The organism is Shewanella halotolerans (genome assembly GCF_019457535.1).
Lineage (GTDB): Bacteria > Pseudomonadota > Gammaproteobacteria > Enterobacterales > Shewanellaceae > Shewanella > Shewanella halotolerans.
In genome coordinates, this window is sequence record NZ_CP080417.1 from 2499801 (window position 1) to 2518448 (window position 18648).

Here is an 18648-nt window from a genome sequence, read left to right on the forward strand (position 1 = left end):
AGATCAATCAAAAATTCGCCTTTAGAGATGGTTATCTTTTAAACGCATGAGTTCCTTATTAATAAAAAATCGGGGCATAAGCCCCGATTTTTAGTTCGATAAGTTCTAACAACCCTTAGGCCTGAACACGACGTCTCAACCAGACCAGCGGCAGCAAGAACAACCAGGAAAAACTGGCGGCGCCTTTACGCTCATATTTACCATTGCCCGAATTATCTGTCTCTTCTACTTCACAGGCCGTACCCGATGTAGTCGGCTTGAGCACGACCATACGTGGCAGATAAGCGGTTACCGGCTGACCATTGGCATTGAGTGAAAACAGTGGCTTACCGTTCTCACCAATTATTAGATTACCCTTCTCATCATATTGATACGAAGGCTTACGAATGAAGGCTGTGCCTACTATGGTGCCATCATCGTTAATGCTGTTGGCTTCTACAATGCGGATCTCACTATCATAGTAAAGTGTCTTACCATCACCGTCGACCACCTCAACTTGGTTACGGGTCCACTTGCCAGCATCGTCTTTAACATAACCCTTAGACTCACACACCAGGAGATCATCGATAACGTTAAACTCGTCGCTCGCCTTATCATACAGGAAGGCGCCCTTCATACGTGGCTTCTCTTTCTCGCTGGTGACCTCGACGAAACCCACGACCTGATCTTTGTTGTTGATATCACGTGGACGCGAGCTGCGATCAGACATTACGGTATAGAAATCATTCGGCGTCACGAAGGTTGGATCTTCGGCGTTGGTGTCCAGATAGAAGAACTTGTCACGCAGGTAGCCTTCGATGTAGCGGCGGTAGCTGCCCACCAGAATGCCATTGTCGTTGATGTCATAAGCAACTGATGACAGCTGATCGTTAGTCATCTTCACCCAGTGATATTGGTAATCTCCCTGGGCATCTTTCTTCCAATAGGCGGCATCGAACGCCAGCTTATCCTTGTTATCGTTACGATAAACATGAGAACGACCAGCAATCACACCCTGGCTGTTCAAACCGATCCCCTGAGCGGTGAACACGTTATCAGAGGTTGATTCCAGTCCCAGCGGTAGCTCGGTCGGTGTCACATCCGTGCCATCGAACTGCCATACAAAGGCGCGTGTCTGATATAGGATACGACGCACATTGTTGCTATCTGGATATTGATCCCTCTGCACACAGACATCGACAGGATAGTCTTCACCTGTGATGCAATTGTCAACTCGAGTCTTACTCGACTCAGACAGTTCTGTGGTCGCATAGCCAGTGATTAGGTTATTGTCATTGATGGCTGCCGCCACAGAGACCCCGCCCACAACTACATCCGTATCGTCCTTGCTATAAACGGTATATGGCGGTACCAGGGCGATATCTGTCCCTTCTGCAGTCTTGAGGAAGCCACGCTCCTCAAATTCACGGTAGTACCAATATTCCTGATCTTGGTTTTTGTCGTTGCGCTCACCGGTAAACTCGGTTTTCTGCTCTGGCGCGGTATAGGTACCGACCTTGATCCCATTACTATTAATGCCATAGTAATAAGCATTAATCGAGTTAATGGTCTCCGGCTGATCTTCGTCGGTATCTTTCGGGTGTGTGGTGCCAAAAACCGAATCAAAAGTTGGGATCCAGCTGCCGCTCGCGCCATTGCCATCGGCACTAAAGGTAAAGTTGTTGGCAATGATGGGCGCGTTAATCGAGTAAGACACTAGTTGCTCGGGCGGAATACCATCTTCGATATCGATGGCGCCACCAGTCTCGTCGTCAACCTCAAGCTTCTTCTTACCCTTAGAGATCCCCACCATCTTATCTTGCTGATTCACAAACATGCCGTAGCCGTTGATGGTCGACTCTAAGGTACCATTAAGATCATAGTCTTCGATATTCTGGATCTCATAGACAGGTGTAGCATGAGCCGTCTGCAGCGCGGTGATCACTCCGGCGGCGACTAAAGAGATGGCTCTATCAAACTTCAACTTCATGTACTTTTCCTATTATTCTATCGTCTATTTGAGGGCTTCTAGCTCTTCCCAACGTTCGAAACACACTTCTAATTCCTGCTCCAGCTCAGCCAATTCATTTAATCGGCTGCTGACCAGATCTTGTGCTTGAGTATAAAAATCGGGCTCATTAATAACTGCCTGCAAGCTTTCAATCTCTGCTTCGAGTTGCTCCATCTTGGCAGGCAAGGCATCGAGTTCTCTCTGTAATTTATAAGAAAGTTTCTTCTCTGCTTTAGCGGCCGCCTTGGTTTCGCGCTTAACCGGTTCGGCAACCTTGGGTTGGACAGCGTCCTTGGCAACTGGTTCCTCAGAATAAAATTTTGCCCCCTGGGACACGGCATCCTGGTAGCCGCCGACATATTCGCTCCAGCCGCCGTTACCGGTAAACCACCAGGAGCTGGTAACCGTGTTATCGATAAAGGCGCGATCGTGACTCACCAATAACAGGGTGCCTTGATAATCGGTCAACAGCGACTCTAGCAACTCTAAGGTCTCGATATCAAGATCGTTTGTCGGTTCATCGAGAATGATCAGGTTTGCTGGCCTTAACAGCAGACGCGCCAGCAGTAACCGATTCTTTTCCCCACCGGAAAGTGCCTTAACCGGCGTGCGGGCGCGCATGGGTGAAAACAGGAAGTCCTGCAGGTAGCTGAGGATATGCCTGTCCTGACCATTAATGGTCACCGTCTTCTTGCCTTCACCTACGTTGTCTTCAACGGTTTTTTCCGGATCAAGCGCCTCTCGATACTGGTCAAAATAGGCCACTTCTAACTTAGTACCTACCTTCACCTCACCGGATTGAGGCGCAAGCTGACCAATCAACAGCTTGATCAGGGTCGACTTGCCACAGCCGTTAGGGCCAATAAGGGCGATACGATCGCCGCGCATCACAGAGGTGGTGAAATTCTTCACCAGGTTCTTATCTGGCAGGCTGTAGTTAAGATCTTTGATATCAAATACCAGCTTACCCGAGCGCTCGGTATCGGCCACGGCCATCTTAGCGCCGCCCTGACGATTGATACGTTCCATACGCTCCACACGCAGCGCTTTAAGCGCACGCACGCGGCCTTCGTTGCGGGTACGGCGCGCCTTGATCCCTTGGCGGATCCAGGCTTCCTCTTCTGCCAGCTTCTTATCGAACTGAGCGTTCTTCTCCTCTTCAACCCTGAGCCATTCGGCCTTGCCGTCGAGGTAGGTCTGATAATCACCGGGCCAGGAGGTCACCACACCTCGGTCGAGATCCACAATACGCGTCGCCATGCGCTGAATGAAACCACGATCGTGACTGATAAAGACGATGGCACCGCGATAGTTAAGCAGAAACTCTTCAAGCCATTCGATAGTGTCGATATCCAGATGGTTGGTAGGCTCGTCGAGCAGCAGCAGATCCGGCTCGCTCACCAGGGCGCGCGCCAGTGCCACCTTGCGCTGCCAACCGCCAGACAGGCTCGCCAGGCTCGCATCGGCGTCCAGTCCCAGTAGTTCACAGGTCTGATTGATGCGGGTATCAAGCTGCCAGCCGTTAAGATGATCGAGATCCGATTGAAGACGTTCCATCTGCTTAAGCAGGCGCTCCATCTCTTGGGCGTCAACGTGGGCAACATCATGTGACAGCTGATGATAACGCTCTAGCTTCTCACCCACCTCCTGTAAACCAGCAGAGATATAGGCGTAAACCGTGCCCTGCTCCGCCTTGGGTGGGTCCTGTTGCAGTCGGCTGACCTTAACATCTGTGGCGATGTTAAACTCGCCATCGTCGAGTAACACCTCACCGCCAATCACCTTCATCAGGCTCGATTTACCGGCGCCGTTACGGCCCACGATACAGACGCGCTCGCCAGGCTCTATGGTAAAGTCGGCGTTTTGCAATAAGGGGGTGTAGCCATAGGCCAATGAGCCGTTATTAATACGAACCAGACTCAATTTATGCTCCTGTAAATTGTTGCAACTGCTCGCTGTCGAAAGGCCAGCCTAACTCGGCGTCATCGACCCTACGCAGCAGCACTGGAATACGCACGCCATAGCGCTGCGCCAGTTGCTCGTCATCGCAGATATCCTGCAATACAAAATCGATATTCAGCGCCGTGATAAGCGCCTGGGCCTGCTCACACAGGTGGCAGGCATCGGTATGAAAAAGAATATAGCCGCTGGTCTTAGGCATGCTGAATCAACCAGGTATTATGAATATGCGGATTACGCTTGTAATCCAGTGGCAGCGTCTGCTTATCCAGGTTAGTGATCAACAAACCAAGGGCACTGAGCGCCTCGCTATCCATCTTAAATTTGCGCTTGTTGTTGGAGAACAGTATCTCCCCGCCCGGACGCAGCAGCTTTACCAGCGCGCTTAACAACTTGACGTGGTCGCGCTGCACATCGAAAGAATCTTCCATGCGCTTGGAGTTAGAGAAGGTCGGTGGATCGATGAAGATCAGGTCATACTGCTGGTCGCAGTCATCTATCCACTGCAGGCAATCGCCCTGAATAAACTGATACTGCTTGCCTTTAAGGCCATTCAACTCGAAGTTGTCCTGCGCCCAGTTGAGATAGGTGTTAGACATATCGACCGTAGTCACCGACTTGGCTCCGCCCAGGGCGGCGTGCACCGAGGCGCTGCCGGTATAGGCAAACAGGTTAAGCACGTCTCTGTCTTTCGACTTCTCGCCCACTAGCTTACGGGTCAGTCTATGATCTAAGAAAAGACCTGTATCCAGGTAGTCCTTCAAGTTGAGCTTAAACTTGGCGCCGTACTCAGTGGTAACCAGCTCGAGCTTTGTGGCATCCAGCTTCTGGTATTGGTTGGTACCCTTCTGACGCTCACGGGTCTTTAGAATAATCTTATCGGGGACAACACCGATGGCCTGAGGCAGTACAAGTAAGACGTCGGTCAGACGACGCTTAGTCACCGCCTCAGGAATAGACTTGGGCGCCGAGTACTCCTGGATCACCACATGATCCAGATAGATATCGACCGCCACATTGTACTCGGGGATATCGGCGTCGTAGAGGCGATAGCTGTCTATCCCCTCACGCTGAGCCCATTTGCTTAGCTGCTTATGATTCTTCTTGATACGGTTACTAAAGGCCGTGGCGACCTCACTCACCTCACCGCCCTGGCTCAACACCTGGCTTGGGTCGAGACGACGGGTGCTGTTGGCGTGCAGTGTATAGAGGTTAAAGGCACACTCGAGCGCGCCGTTATACATCTTCATCTGCTTGTCGGCTTTCAGCTTAAGGGCTGAAAGGAGTTCGATGTCGCTGTTGAGCACAGCTACCTGCCAGCCACCAAATTCGGCCTTGAGTTTATCACCCAGTTGATAGTAGAGCTGCAACAGAGAAGTGACATTGCCCAAACGCTCACCATAAGGCGGGTTGGTGATCAGATAGCCCTGCTCCACCGGCGGCGTAACATTGAGGGCGTTAGATACGGAAAACTCGATAAGCTCGGCAACGCCAGCGTTTTGCGCGTTACGTTTTGCCAGCGCCACCAGACGCGAATCGATATCCGAGCCATAAAACTTGATCTCACAGCGCTTGGTACCGATAGAGGCACGAGCCTTGGCCTCAGCGAGCAGCTCCTGCCAGTCGGCCTCTTGATGGCGTAGCCAGTGCTCGAAACCGAAACGGCGACGCTGCAGCGCAGGTGCGATATCACAGGCCATCATAGCCGCCTCGATCAATATGGTACCGCTACCGCAGAAAGGATCGAGTAGATCTTTCGGCGCCTGTTGCCAGCCACTACGTACCAACATGTTGGCCGCCAGGTTTTCCTTTAGCGGTGCCTCCCCCGTGGTGGAGCGATAACCGCGCTGATGCAGCGCAGGCCCAGAGAAGTTAATCCCCAGGGTAATTTGGCCACGGCGATAATGAGCATCTATCTTAAAGTCGGCATCGACACGGGCCACATCGGGACGTGGAGAGCCATCGTCACGAAAACGGTCAACCACAGCATCTTTTATCTTAAGCGCGCCAAACTGTGAGTTCTTAATAAAGCCACCCACACCATGAAAATCTATGCTAAAGCTGCTCTTATTGGAGAAATGGGTCTGCCAATCGATGCAGTAGGCCGCATTATAGAGCTGCTCGGGATTCTCACAGGGCCCCTTGTAGATCACCAGAATGATACGGCTGGCGAGTCGCGACCATAGGGTTATACAGTAAGCCAGATTAAGGGGAGCAGAGAAATAGACGCCGGCAACGCTTTCCTTTATCTCGGCGGCGCCAAGCTCTGCCAGTTCCAACGACAGGGCGTACTCATAGCCTCTTGGGGCTGCGGCAAAAAAATTCAACATGGATAGATAGACACACTTCAAAAATCAATCCGTCATTATACCTTGTCCTCAGATTAAATGATAAAAAGTTCTGCCAAATGAAGGTTTAAAATTTCCCGGCTTGATCGATAAGCCAACACATTGTCGGATTAATAAACGCTTGACGCGAAATTTGTAATCGTTACTTGCATTGGCTCCGCCATGTCGATATAGTTCGCCCCGCTTTGACGCACTAGGTACTACACAGCAATAAAGCTGAAAGCTGTTAGCACCACAGAAGTTAGAGTAAACATCCGGACGCGGGATGGAGCAGCTTGGTAGCTCGTCGGGCTCATAACCCGAAGGTCGTCGGTTCAAATCCGGCTCCCGCAACCAATTTCTTTCGTAGCAAGAATCAAAACAACTACAGCGTTTCTTACGGACGCGGGATGGAGCAGTTTGGTAGCTCGTCGGGCTCATAACCCGAAGGTCGTCGGTTCAAATCCGGCTCCCGCAACCAATTTCTTTGTAGCAAGAATCAAAACAACTACAGCGTTTCTTACGGACGCGGGATGGAGCAGTTTGGTAGCTCGTCGGGCTCATAACCCGAAGGTCGTCGGTTCAAATCCGGCTCCCGCAACCAATTTCTTTGTAGCAAGAATCAAAACAACTACAGCGTTTCTTACGGACGCGGGATGGAGCAGTTTGGTAGCTCGTCGGGCTCATAACCCGAAGGTCGTCGGTTCAAATCCGGCTCCCGCAACCAATTTCTTTGTAGCAAGAATCAAAACAACTACAGCGTTTCTTACGGACGCGGGATGGAGCAGTTTGGTAGCTCGTCGGGCTCATAACCCGAAGGTCGTCGGTTCAAATCCGGCTCCCGCAACCAATTTCTTATGTAAAAACTCTCCATTATCATTAGCTCCCTAACCAAGAGAAAAACGGCTCGTCGGGCTCAACTCTCTATACAAGCAGCGAAGGTCGTCGACGGTATGCCGCCCAATTCAAATCCGGCTCCCGCAACCAATTTCAGATTTAACCCCCTTTATATATACTCAAGCGTAGCTCGCCTGGCTCAACTCACGCTATTAGCTTCAAAGGTCGTCGACGGTATTCCGCCCAGTTCAAATCCGGCTCCCGCAACCAATTTCAGATTTCCCCCCTTTATACATACTCAATTGTACCTCGCCTGGCTCAACTCGTGATATGAGCTTCGAAGGTCGTCGACGGTATTCCGCCCAGTTCAAATCCGGCTCCCGCAACCAATTTCTTATACATTAATCCCCCTTCCATTAAACTCTGAAAGATAAGATAAAGCAGATTAGTCGCTCATCGGGCTCAACTCACTGTAATAAGCAGCGAAGGTCACCAGACCAAATCCTGCACCTGTAACCAATTTCAGATATATTTCCCTTTGCATAATACTTAAACGCCAAAAAGCTCGTAGGACTCCAATATCCATTAAAGCTATGAAGGTCGTCAACGGCATGCCGCCCAGTTCCAATCCAGCTCCGACAACCGATTATTGACATAAGAATCTCCCTCTCCCTTATCACTTTCATTTGGAAGAATAAGCAGCCAGGCTACTCCTCAGATTTAACTCTCTACACAATCGGCAATCAGCAATCAGCAATCAGTAATGACCTCTAGCCGACTTCACCAGGTTTTAAAGAAAACTTTATAGAAATCCAAGTCAATAAATTCGCTATAGTTGTAATTATTCCCATATTCACAAGCCTTAAGATGACTCTCTTTTGGACCTCTACCCAATGCTCCAATCTAAAGGCGTGATCAAAAAACAGACAGAAAAGCATTATTGCTTAACAAGTATTTGTTTTCTCCATAGTGTTGCGCAGATGAATAAAAACCAAGAATGCCTATTTGATGAGCACATAACAGCTTAATCAAAGACGGGGAAAATAAAGAAAAAGAGATGAGAAAACATCATAGATCGAAGAAATGATTTAGATTCGGTCATCGCAATAAAATAAATAGATCAAACAGCGGGCATAAAAATGGGGAGCAGTCGCTCCCCATTCAAGTAATCTATTCTCGCTTTTAGCGTTATTAAGCCGCGGCTATCTGACGATTGGCCTTTAGCGGATGCAATCTATCGTTCATCACCTTAATGCAATCGAATTGGCGCATCGCCTTACTGTCGCTCAAATGCAATTCAGGCGATAACAACATAACCAGGGATGCCTGAATGTTAGACTCGACCACTAGTACTTGCACCACGTCGCCTTGGCATTTCAACTGAAACACCTTGCCCAGCTCACTGTATACACAGACTGCAGATGTCTCAAAAAACCACGACTTAGGCATCTGAGGTTTTAATAGAAAATGGGCCGCCGTAGCATTAAGCGCCAGCTGTACCTTCACCGCGTCGGCTATATTTAATGACTTACCAATACGCTCAATAAACTCTATATAGAATTTGGCGTGCTCGACATTAAATTCCGTGGTGGCCAAGGCGTCAGGAATAAGTGCTTTCGTTTTATAGGGAGTCAGAAATTCCATATCCGAACCTAACGAAACGCTTAAAACCCCATACGAATCGTTATATATCCATTGCCAATCCCTTTGTGGCATTAATAACATAACGTGTACCTATATACTTTAATACAGCTCGATAATAGATGATATTTCATCCAATATCAAAAAAAATATTATAAATATGATATAGATTACAACACGTTATCGCGATCAAACGCGATCTAAATAAGATCGCGCGATCGTTTCAAGATCTAAAATAAGATCTTATTTACTTTTTACGCGATAAGCATCGACGATCTCTTTAATTAATTCTGGTCCGCGATAAATAAAACCAGAATAAATTTGTACCATGGTTGCACCCGCATCAAGTTTATCTAACGCGTCGGCAGCACTGCTAATACCGCCAACCCCTATGATGGGCACCTGACCTTTCAGGCAATCAGCCAACTGCTTAATTACTTTTGTTGATAATGAATTCAAAGGCTTACCGCTTAGTCCACCGGCTTCGTTAGAATTCACCAAGCCGCTCACCCCATCGCGCGTAAGCGTGGTGTTGGTGGCGATAGCACCATCGAACTCGTTGCGAATGAGCGATTCGGCAATCTTCTCAATCTCGTCAGGCTCAAGATCCGGCGCAATTTTCAGCGCGATCGGCACATACTTTCCATGACGCTCAGCAAGATCTTTCTGCTTAGCTTTTAGTGATCCCAATAGATCATCAAGCAGATCACCATACTGCAAACTGCGCAGGCCTGGTGTGTTTGGCGATGAGATATTGACCGCAATATAGGCTGCATAGGGGTAAACCTTCTCCATACAGATAAGGTAATCCTCTTTGCCCTGCTCTACCGGCGTATCCTTGTTCTTACCGATATTCACCCCAACCATGGCGCCAGACTTGGCTGCCTTAAGGTTAGCGACCAGATTATCGACCCCCTTATTGTTAAAGCCCATGCGATTGATAATCGCCTTGGCCGGCTTTAAACGAAACAGGCGCGGCTGATCATTACCAGGCTGTGGACGCGGAGTCACCGTGCCCACTTCCACATGGCCAAATCCCATGGCGTGGAACGCATCGATACATTCACCATCCTTGTCCATACCGGCAGCCAAGCCGACAAGATTTGGAAAGGTCAATCCCATAAACTCGACAGGGGCCGCTTGCAGCTTCTGTGCATAAAAGCAGTTTAATGGCGAATTCGCAGTTGATTTCAGACTGCCTATAGCAAGGTTATGGGCCTTCTCTGGATCCATCTGAAACATCACTTTCTGTGCGATTTTGTAAAACATGCATTCTCCTAGACCGAAAAAAGCCCCGGCGATTGCCAGGGCTCATGACTAATTTTTATTTTTTACGATTGACCTTCGCAATGAAGGATCAACAGATTCAGCTCACGTAGGGCGACTGAGAACTTCGCAAACTCATGGGTCTGCGAGGTCTTAAAGTCTGCAAGCATGTGGAACCATCTCTCCAATAAGCCCTGATTGGATTCGACCCACTGATCGATAATGGCGTCAGCGTCGCAAACCGATGGGCAAGTACGTAACACCGCTGAACTCAGTGAACGTTGTTGCCAATCGAGTTCTTCCCTAAATGCCGCTCTCGCAAGCGCCTGCCAGTGGTTAGCCACAGGCTGGGCACTTATCTGCTCGAGGAACCAGTGCAAGTCGATACGAGCACCTAACTTGTAGTAGGTCTCGGCAACCAAGGCTACAGGCTTGTCTTCCAGCTCGGCAATTTGTGAGATGTCCAGTGCAGAGAAGAGCGTGCTCATGTTGACGACGTCGGTCGCCACCTGCTCTGGAACTCCTTCTTTCACCAGCGCTGCAATCTCGGCGCGGATGCCGTTAACTTCATCTTCCACCAGATACTGATGAACGTTCTGACGAAGTTCCTGGAACACTGGGCTAAAGAAGGCCACAACCTGCTCGATGCTTTGGTTACGGTTACGATGACGTAAGAACCAACGACACGCGCGGCGTAGATTACGACGCAACTGATGCAGCATCTCACCCTGAACCACAGCAGGTACCACACCGTTTAGCGCCGTGATCGATTTAGTTAATTCAGCTAAACCAAATACTTCACGAGCCATAGTGTAGCAGATTGCGGCTTCGGCGACTGAGGCACCTGTCTCATCTTGCATACGCTGAACGAAATTTAAGCCCATATCGTTAACCAACTCGTTGGCCAAAGAGGTGGCAATGATTTCGGCGCGCAGCGGATGGGTAACCATACGCTCGCTGTACTTCTCCTGTAGCTGTCGAGGGAAGTATTCGATAAGCAGCTGACTCAAGAATGAATCGTCAGTAATTTCCGGCGTGAGCAGTTGCTCTTTCAATACCATCTTGGCGTAAGCCACCAGTACAGAAAGCTCTGGGCGAGTCAGTGACTTACCGTTCGCCAAACGCTCTGCTAACTCATCATCGGTCGGCAGGAACTCGAGCGCTCTGTCTAGCTTGTCTTCCTTCTCCAGATAATGGATGAAGCGGATCTGCTCTTTCAACTGCTCGGCGCCGCGCACCTGAGTCACAGAGATGGTACGCGTCTGATCCTTACAGTCTTGCAGTACGATGCGGCTAACTTCGTCTGTCATCTCAACAAGCAGACGGTTACGCTGTTTCACCGTCATCTCACCTTCGGCCACCATGGCGTTCAGCAAGATCTTGATGTTAACTTCGTTATCCGAACAATCCACACCACCCACGTTATCCACGAAGTCGGTGTTCATGCGGCCACCGTTGGCGGCGTATTCGATACGACCCAGCTGGGTACAACCTAAATTACCACCCTCGCCTATGATACGGGCCTGAACCTCGTTACCGTTGACGCGCAGTGCGTCGTTGGCGCGGTCGCCCACCTCGGCGTGCGTCTCGCTGGTCGCCTTGATGTAGGTACCGATACCACCGTTCCAGATCAGATCCACCTTCATCTTCAGCAGCTCTTTAAGCAGCTCGTTTGGTGTCATAGATGCCTTCTTGGTATCCAGCATCTTCTTCATTTCTGGCGTCAGGGTGATCGACTTGGCCGAGCGCAGGAATATGCCACCGCCCTTAGAGATCAAATCTTTATTGTAATCTTCCCAGCTTGAACGTGGCATCTCGAACAGACGTGCACGCTCTTTATAACTGCTGGCCGCATCCGGATTCGGGTCGATGAAGATATGCATGTGGTTAAATGCCGTCACCAGACGAGTGTGCTCAGAGAGCAGCATACCGTTACCGAATACGTCACCGGCCATATCACCAATAGCCAAACAGGTGAAATCTGTGGTCTGGCAATCGATGCCGATCTCACGGAAGTGACGCTTAACCGATTCCCACGCGCCGCGCGCCGTGATACCCATCTTCTTATGGTCGTAACCGTTGCTACCACCCGATGCGAAGGCGTCGCCTAGCCAGAAGCCATACTCTTCAGAGATAGCGTTAGCGATATCTGAGAAAGTCGCGGTACCTTTGTCGGCCGCCACAACCAGATATGGATCGTCTTCATCGTGACGAACCACGTTTGCCGGCGGAACGATTTCGCCTTCGACGATGTTGTCAGAGATATCCAGCAGACCGCGGATAAACAGGCGGTAACACTCTTGGCCTTCGGTGAAGAAGGCATCGCGGCCACCTTCGGTCGGCAGTTGCTTACAGACGAAGCCCCCCTTGGCGCCCACAGGTACGATAACTGTGTTCTTCACCTGCTGTGCTTTCACCAGACCCAGTACCTCGGTACGGAAGTCTTCACGACGGTCAGACCAGCGCAGACCACCGCGGGCAACCTTGCCACCACGCAGGTGAACACCCTCTACCCTTGGTGAGTAGACGAAGATCTCAAACTTAGGCAGCGGACGTGGCATCTCAGGGATCTCTTCTGGCGAGAACTTGAATGACACATATGGCTTGTTGCTACCGTCTGGCAGCACCTGATAGAAGTTGGTACGCAGCGTGGCGTTGATCAGATCCAGGTAACGGCGAATGATACGGTCGTCATCCAGGCTAGACACATCTTCCAGACGCATATCGATCTGTTCAACAAACTTAGCCAGAGTACGAGTCTTCAGCTTAGGGTTAAACTTACGGATAAACATCTTCACCAGCAGATCGGCTATCTGTGGATAGCTGCTAAAGGTCTCTTCGATGTAGGCCTGACTGAAGGTGGCATCGATCTGACGCATATATTTAGCATAGGCACGTAGCACTGACACTTCGCGGCCAGACAGACCCGTCGCCAATACCAGACGGTTAAAGCCATCATCTTCCAGCTCTTTACGCCATACCTGTGACAAAGCTGTCTGGAATCTATCTTGGCTGTCGGCCAGGTTATCAACCGCCGCGCCTTGTACCGTCATCAAGAAGTCAAGGATCCAGAAGGTAGAACCATCGGCGGTCATCACTTCATATGGACGCTCGTTGATCACACGCAGGCCGAAGTTTTCCAGCATAGGCAATACATCTGACAGATGGATTGGCTCATCTTTATGGAAGAGTTTCAGGCGCACCTTGTTGTCTTTAAGCGCAGTTTCCTGTGGCTGATAGAAGAGCATGCCAAGCTTGTGATCGTCGTCCAGCGCTTCTAAGTGCTCGATATCCACCACGGCAGAGCTAGGCAACACATCTTCTTTGTAGCTACGTGGGAACGCGTTCACATAACGTTTGACCAAACGGTTGCCAGACTCTTCGCCTTGGGCAGTGATCAGCGCTGTGTTTAACTTGTCTTCCCATGAACGCGCAGCTTCAATTAGATTGTTTTCGATGGCAGCCACATCTACATCCGTAATATTATTATCGACTTTGACTATATAGTGAGTACGCGCGAGCGTAGACTCAGAGAAATAAGTTGTAAATTCAACATCTTCTTTAGTATTGAAGTGCTGCGCCAGAATACGTTGAGTATCTTCACGCAGCTTAGTGTTGTATCTGTCTTTAGAGACGTAAACCAGGCAAGAGAGGAAACGACCAAAGCCATCCTTGCGCACAAACAACTTGAGTTTGTCGCGATCTTGCATCTCGAGTACGCCGTGGGCCATGCTGGCCAGTTCAGATTCCCGTGCCTGAACGATCTCGTCACGCGGCAAGGTTTCCAGAATGTGCATCAGGGCCTTGTAGTCATGAGAATGTTGCGTCAGGCCAGAGTCGTCCAGTACGCGCTGGATCTTCTCTGCCAGTAGCGGGATCTCACGTGGACTACGGTTATACAGGTTTGAGGCGTACAGGCCGATGAATCTGTCTTCACCAATAACGTTACCCTGCTCGTCGAAACGTTTGATGCCGATATAGTCGACATAAGCTGGGCGGTGAACACGGCTCTTCTCTGTGCTCTTGGTCAGGATCAGCAGACTGCTGTCGAGTGCTTCTTTACGTGCGGTATCTGACAGGCTGGAAAGCATGAGTCCTTTTGAGGTCTTAGGCTTACCTGGTACGTTCATCAGACCCAGGCTGGTCTCGTTAACCGGCAGCAGCTCGAGATCGCCCTCGACCTTGTGCAGGTCGTAACGGCGATAACCCAGCAGGGTGAAATGATGGTTGTTCAAATAAGTCAGGAAGTTGATGGCCTCATCGAGCTCACGCTTCTCACCGGGGAACGGACGACTAGGCAGCTCGGCGATGGTCTCGCTCAGCTTGTTCGACATCGCCTGCCAGTCGTTGACCGATGCAGCCACGTCACCCAATACAGATTGAATCTCTTTTTCCAGGCTCTTGATATCGGCGTCGCTGCTCAGTCTGTCGACTTCGATCAGGAATACGGCAACCTTGTCGTTGCTCTCGTCCTTGTCGTCATTGTAGCTAACACCGGTGATCACGCCCTGGTCACGCTTCACGGTCAATGGCGTGTGCAGCATCATATGAGTGGTGATGCCCATGCGGTTAAGCGCCATGCCTACAGAGTCAACAAGGAAAGGCATATCCGGTTGAATCACCTCGATAATTGAGTGGGATGATTTCCAACCATGCTTAGATTGACTCGGGTTAAACACGCGAATATGGGTCTCGCCAACTGGCGTCTTGTTCGCGGCATTCCAAAGGCTGAGGACGGCGCCGTAAAGATCACTGTCATTGCGGTGTTGCAAGTCATCTTTCGACATGTGGGCATAAATACAAGTTGCGAACTGTTCAACTTGTTTGGCTTGTGTATTGGGAACTTTCGAATGAATTAGGCTGACTACGTTCTCGAGTAGTACTGAAGGCATTGCATCTTTCAAGGCCATGTTGCTGTTTCCTTTAGGGTCTATGGCAGCGTTTTTGTAATTTTATGGATGCTTGAGCATATGACAGGCCAAATCTAATTATGTGACCTAAGTCATAGCGCGAAGTTTATTACTAAATGTGCCAATTTTCGAGAACTATTTTAGTGGTAGATCCTCATCCCCCGGGGTTTTGCGGCCCTATTGATGTGCATGATGAAAAAACAATCGTAAAGTGAGCGTAACTATGCAAAAAAAGAGAGAGCTAATGCTCTCTCTTTCAGCTCACTATCGCGGCTTACGCCAGAAAACCGCGCCTATCGCAGGCAAAATAATTATTGCCCCCAACATATTCACTAAAAACATGAAAGTTAACAGGATCCCCATGTCCATTTGGAACTTAAGTGCCGAGAAGAACCAGGTGCTCACGCCAATCGCCAGTGTCAGACCGGTGAAGATCACCGCGCTGCCCCGCTCAATAAGCGCCTGATGATAAGCAGTCTGCACTGGCATGCCATCTCTGAGTTTGACCGCCATGGTCGACAAGATGTAGATACCATAATCCACACCTATCCCCACACCTAGGGCGATCACCGGCAGTGTACTCACCGCCAGACCGATATCGAGCTGAGTCATCAGCGCCTGCGCCAGGGTCGATACCACGTAGAGCGGTAGGATCACCGCCACCGTCGCACGAATCGATCTAAAGCTTATCAGACAGAGCACAAACACAGCGCCATAAACATAGAGCATCATAGGCAGTTGCGCCTCGGCCACCGCCTCGTTGGTCGCCGCCATCACACCAACCGGACCTGAAGCCAGCTTAAATTTAAGCTTATCGCTGTCCATCTTGGCCGACAGTATCTTGACTTTGTCGATCACCTGCTCGATGGTCTCCGCCTTATGATCTTTAAGGAACAGATACACAGGCATCACAGAGCAGTTGCCATCCAGTAGGCCCGAGGTGGTCGGGATCTGCCCTACCGCCTGGACCAGACTCGCCGTGGTGCGAGGCAGCACCTGCCACTTAGGATTACCCTCGTTAAACCCAGCATTAACCCGCTTGGCGATAGAGGCTAGACTCGCGGTCGACTCGACTCCAGGGGTATTGGCCACCAACCACTCAAACTCATCTATCTGGGTCAGCACATCATGATAGGTACAAGCCTCGGGAAACGCCTCAACGATCACCGTCATCACGTCTGTGGTGATGGAGAAGTGATCGGTAATATAGAAGGTGTCCTGATTGTAGCGGCTGTCAAAATGCAGCGCAGGCGCGCCGCCTTGCAGATCGCCGATCTTCATCTTACTCGCCTGCTGCAGGCCGACGCCATAGAGGGCGACGGTGGCCAGCAACACGATAACCGCATACTTAGGCGTCGCGAAATTAGAGAGCTTACGCCAGAGCGCATCCACCTTACCGTTTGACTTGGTCGGCAGCGCCTTGACCTCGGTAAAGGAGATCAGCAGCGGCAGCAGCACCAGGTTGGTCAGGATGATCACCGCCACACCCAGGGAGGCCGAGATAGCCAGCTCGCGAATGATACCGATATCGATGGCCAGCAGTGTCATGAAGCCCACGGTATCCGAGAGCAGCGCCACACCGCCTGGGATCAGCAGGCTACGAAATGCCAGCGCGGCAGCGGCCTTAGTGGTTTCCCCCTCACCCACACGGCGCCTGACGGCGTTGATCATCTGCACACCGTGACTCACCCCGATGGCAAATACCAGGAAGGGAATGAGAATCGACATAGGGTCCAGACCAAAGCCCACCACAGTAAGCAGACCCAGCTGCCAAACCACAGCCACCAGGCTACACACCAAAGGCAGCAGGGTCAGCTTGACCGAGTGGGAGAAGAGATACACCATCACGGCAGTTACTAAGATGGCGATGGCGAAGAAGAGCACCACGCCCTTGGCACCCTCGGCAACATCGCCGGCCATCTTGGCAAAACCTATGATATGGATCTTTATCTTGTCGTTTTCATACTGGCCGCGCAGCTCCTTCTCGAGCTGACTGGCAAAGGCCAGGGTATCGAGTGGCTCGCCGGTCTGAGGATCGAAGTCCATCAACTGCGCGGTCACCATGGCCGCCGAGTAATCTTCGGCGATGAGACGCCCGACGATACCCGCCTTCTCTATGTTGCTGCGCACTACTTCAAGCCCGGCAGGAGTAGTCGAGAAATCCGCCGGGATCACTGGGCCGCCGGCAAAACCATCTTCCACCACCTCAGTAAAGCGGGTCGAGGGCGAATAGAGCGACTTCACCTGGGCACGATCGACGCCAGGGATAAAGAACAACTGATCGTGTACCTGCTTTAGGGTATCGAAAAAGTTGGGGTTGAAGATGTTGCCACTGGTGTCTTCTACCGCCACCATGATGCTGTTGGCCCCACCAAACTGCTTCTGATGCTTCAGATAGGTCTGCATATAGCTATGGTTAAGCGGAATGTTCTTAACGAACGCCGCATCCATCTTCAGATGGCTGGCCTGGAAGCCAAGAAACAGAGTTGCCAGCAAGAAGGCGAATATCACATAGGCCCGTTGCCGAAACAGGAAGGATTCTAATCCATTAACTAATTTATCTAACATGCCTGGGCCTTATTATTTTTGTTGTAATGCAACTAAGCCTTTGGTACCGGCAATCCACAGTGTACCCGTCTTATCCTGACCGATAGCCACCAGGTTTTCCCCCTGACGCTGCGTCACCATAGTCACGCTATCATCGCTGGCCACGTCGATCACCACGCCGCCGTTGCCGACCAGCCTGATCTTGTCGTCACTTAGCACTAGTCCGCCATTGAGAGTCGATTTTGTGGTCAGCTCAATCTCTTGCCACAGCTCGAGATCCCCTTCACTCTTAAACAGGTGACCGCGAAGCCCGAGCACATAGATCCCCTGTTTAGCCACCAAGATGTTAAACAGCGAGCCCTCGTAAGGGAATTCGATGCGCTGCCAGGTGAGGCCCTTATCTTGTGACTGGGCCGCTAAACCGAGTTCGCCCACCATCAAGAGGCGATCATCGGCAAGGCGCACCACGCGATTAAAGTGAGGCAGTAAGGTGCTGCGCTCTTTCAAGTAAAGGCTTTCATCTTCCGCCTTTAACTCATCCAGATACGCTTGATCTTCTTCATACAAGAGCTCGGTGTGAAACTCTTTCTGCCACTGCTTACCGCCATCCTGAGTACGGTAGAAGAGGCCATAGGCGCCAATGGCGATGCCGTGGTCGGCATCGAAGAAAAGCACATCCAGGAAAGGCTTTTCAATTTCGGGAGAGCGCATCTGCTCTACCCAGTTGTGACCGCCGTCTTGGGTATGCAATATGGTGGCATCATGGCCCACCGCCCAGCCAAGCTGGGGCGTTAACAGAGTTACCTTGGTGAGCAAGGCACGACTCGGTGAACTCACCTGCTGCCAGCTATCGGTAAAACGAAATAGATGACCGCGATCGCCTACGGCAATCATGGTCTCGCCCTGCTTGGCGATATCCAATACCAGGGAGTGCGTCGCCAGCGGCTGAATATCGGAGCCTGTCACCTCGGTTGCCGCTTGGGCCCCGCCTAGGGTGACAAAACAGAGTGAAGATAAAGCGACAAGCCGAAGCATGCTAAACCACATACAAACTTCCTTTCGTGAAATGAGGGGCCAACAGGCCCCTCTACGCTAACTCTTTAAAGAATGAGTCCTTAATACACAAGTACCTAGGCTTAAATACTTAAATACTTAAATATAATAAGTGCCT

10 protein-coding genes and 5 tRNA genes are annotated in these 18648 nt (G+C 50.6%); 5 read left to right on the forward strand and 10 right to left on the reverse strand.

What is annotated here, in order from left to right; all coding sequences use genetic code 11:
• Positions 1 to 115: 115 nt before the first annotated feature.
• Genes K0H81_RS10690 through rlmKL form a run of 4 tightly spaced genes read right to left on the reverse strand, consistent with a single transcriptional unit; the run spans position 116 to position 6279 of the window.
• Positions 116 to 1969, reverse strand: coding sequence for a DUF3466 family protein (locus K0H81_RS10690; RefSeq protein WP_220058308.1), 1854 nt, complete (start codon positions 1967 to 1969; stop codon positions 116 to 118).
• A 24-nt stretch (positions 1970 to 1993) separates the two neighbouring features.
• Positions 1994 to 3913: an ABC transporter ATP-binding protein gene (locus K0H81_RS10695; protein ID WP_220058309.1), complete on the reverse strand. Its 1920-nt coding sequence runs from the start codon at positions 3911 to 3913 to the stop codon at positions 1994 to 1996.
• Between the two features lies 1 nt (position 3914).
• Positions 3915 to 4151: a glutaredoxin family protein gene (locus K0H81_RS10700; protein ID WP_220058310.1), complete on the reverse strand. Its 237-nt coding sequence runs from the start codon at positions 4149 to 4151 to the stop codon at positions 3915 to 3917.
• A complete protein-coding gene (gene rlmKL, locus K0H81_RS10705) occupies positions 4144 to 6279 on the reverse strand; it encodes a bifunctional 23S rRNA (guanine(2069)-N(7))-methyltransferase RlmK/23S rRNA (guanine(2445)-N(2))-methyltransferase RlmL (protein WP_220058311.1) in 2136 nt (711 codons plus the stop codon). The genes K0H81_RS10700 and rlmKL overlap by 8 nt, the downstream gene beginning before the upstream one ends.
• Positions 6280 to 6556: 277 nt before the next feature.
• Here rlmKL and K0H81_RS10710 point away from each other — a divergent pair.
• The 5 genes from K0H81_RS10710 (at position 6557) to K0H81_RS10730 (ending at position 7126) form a co-directional block, all read left to right on the forward strand.
• A tRNA-Met gene (locus K0H81_RS10710) sits at positions 6557 to 6633 on the forward strand.
• Positions 6634 to 6680: 47 nt separating this feature from the next.
• Positions 6681 to 6757, forward strand: a tRNA-Met gene (locus tag K0H81_RS10715).
• Positions 6758 to 6803: 46 nt separating this feature from the next.
• A tRNA-Met gene (locus K0H81_RS10720) sits at positions 6804 to 6880 on the forward strand.
• 46 nt (positions 6881 to 6926) lie between these two features.
• Positions 6927 to 7003: transfer RNA gene (locus K0H81_RS10725), tRNA-Met, on the forward strand.
• Positions 7004 to 7049: 46 nt separating this feature from the next.
• Positions 7050 to 7126, forward strand: a tRNA-Met gene (locus K0H81_RS10730).
• Positions 7127 to 7558: 432 nt separating this feature from the next.
• Here the strand turns inward: K0H81_RS10730 and K0H81_RS10735 are convergent.
• From K0H81_RS10735 to K0H81_RS10760, 6 genes are all read right to left on the reverse strand, one after another.
• Positions 7559 to 7741 carry a hypothetical protein gene (locus K0H81_RS10735; RefSeq protein WP_220058312.1) on the reverse strand — a complete coding sequence of 61 codons (183 nt, stop codon included), beginning with the start codon at positions 7739 to 7741 and terminating at the stop codon, positions 7559 to 7561.
• 563 nt (positions 7742 to 8304) lie between these two features.
• Positions 8305 to 8838, reverse strand: coding sequence for a cell division protein ZapC (locus tag K0H81_RS10740; RefSeq protein ID WP_220058313.1), 534 nt, complete (start codon positions 8836 to 8838; stop codon positions 8305 to 8307).
• A gap of 159 nt (positions 8839 to 8997) precedes the next feature.
• Positions 8998 to 10023 carry a quinone-dependent dihydroorotate dehydrogenase gene (pyrD, locus tag K0H81_RS10745; RefSeq protein ID WP_220058314.1) on the reverse strand — a complete coding sequence of 342 codons (1026 nt, stop codon included), beginning with the start codon at positions 10021 to 10023 and terminating at the stop codon, positions 8998 to 9000.
• A 62-nt stretch (positions 10024 to 10085) separates the two neighbouring features.
• Positions 10086 to 14930 (reverse strand): NAD-glutamate dehydrogenase, encoded by a 4845-nt coding sequence (locus tag K0H81_RS10750; protein ID WP_220058315.1) that lies wholly within the window; start codon positions 14928 to 14930, stop codon positions 10086 to 10088.
• Between the two features lie 264 nt (positions 14931 to 15194).
• Positions 15195 to 17498: an efflux RND transporter permease subunit gene (locus K0H81_RS10755; RefSeq protein ID WP_220058316.1), complete on the reverse strand. Its 2304-nt coding sequence runs from the start codon at positions 17496 to 17498 to the stop codon at positions 15195 to 15197.
• A gap of 12 nt (positions 17499 to 17510) precedes the next feature.
• Complete coding sequence (locus K0H81_RS10760; RefSeq protein ID WP_220058317.1) at positions 17511 to 18524, reverse strand: WD40/YVTN/BNR-like repeat-containing protein; 1014 nt, start codon at positions 18522 to 18524, stop codon at positions 17511 to 17513.
• Positions 18525 to 18648: the final 124 nt, after the last annotated feature.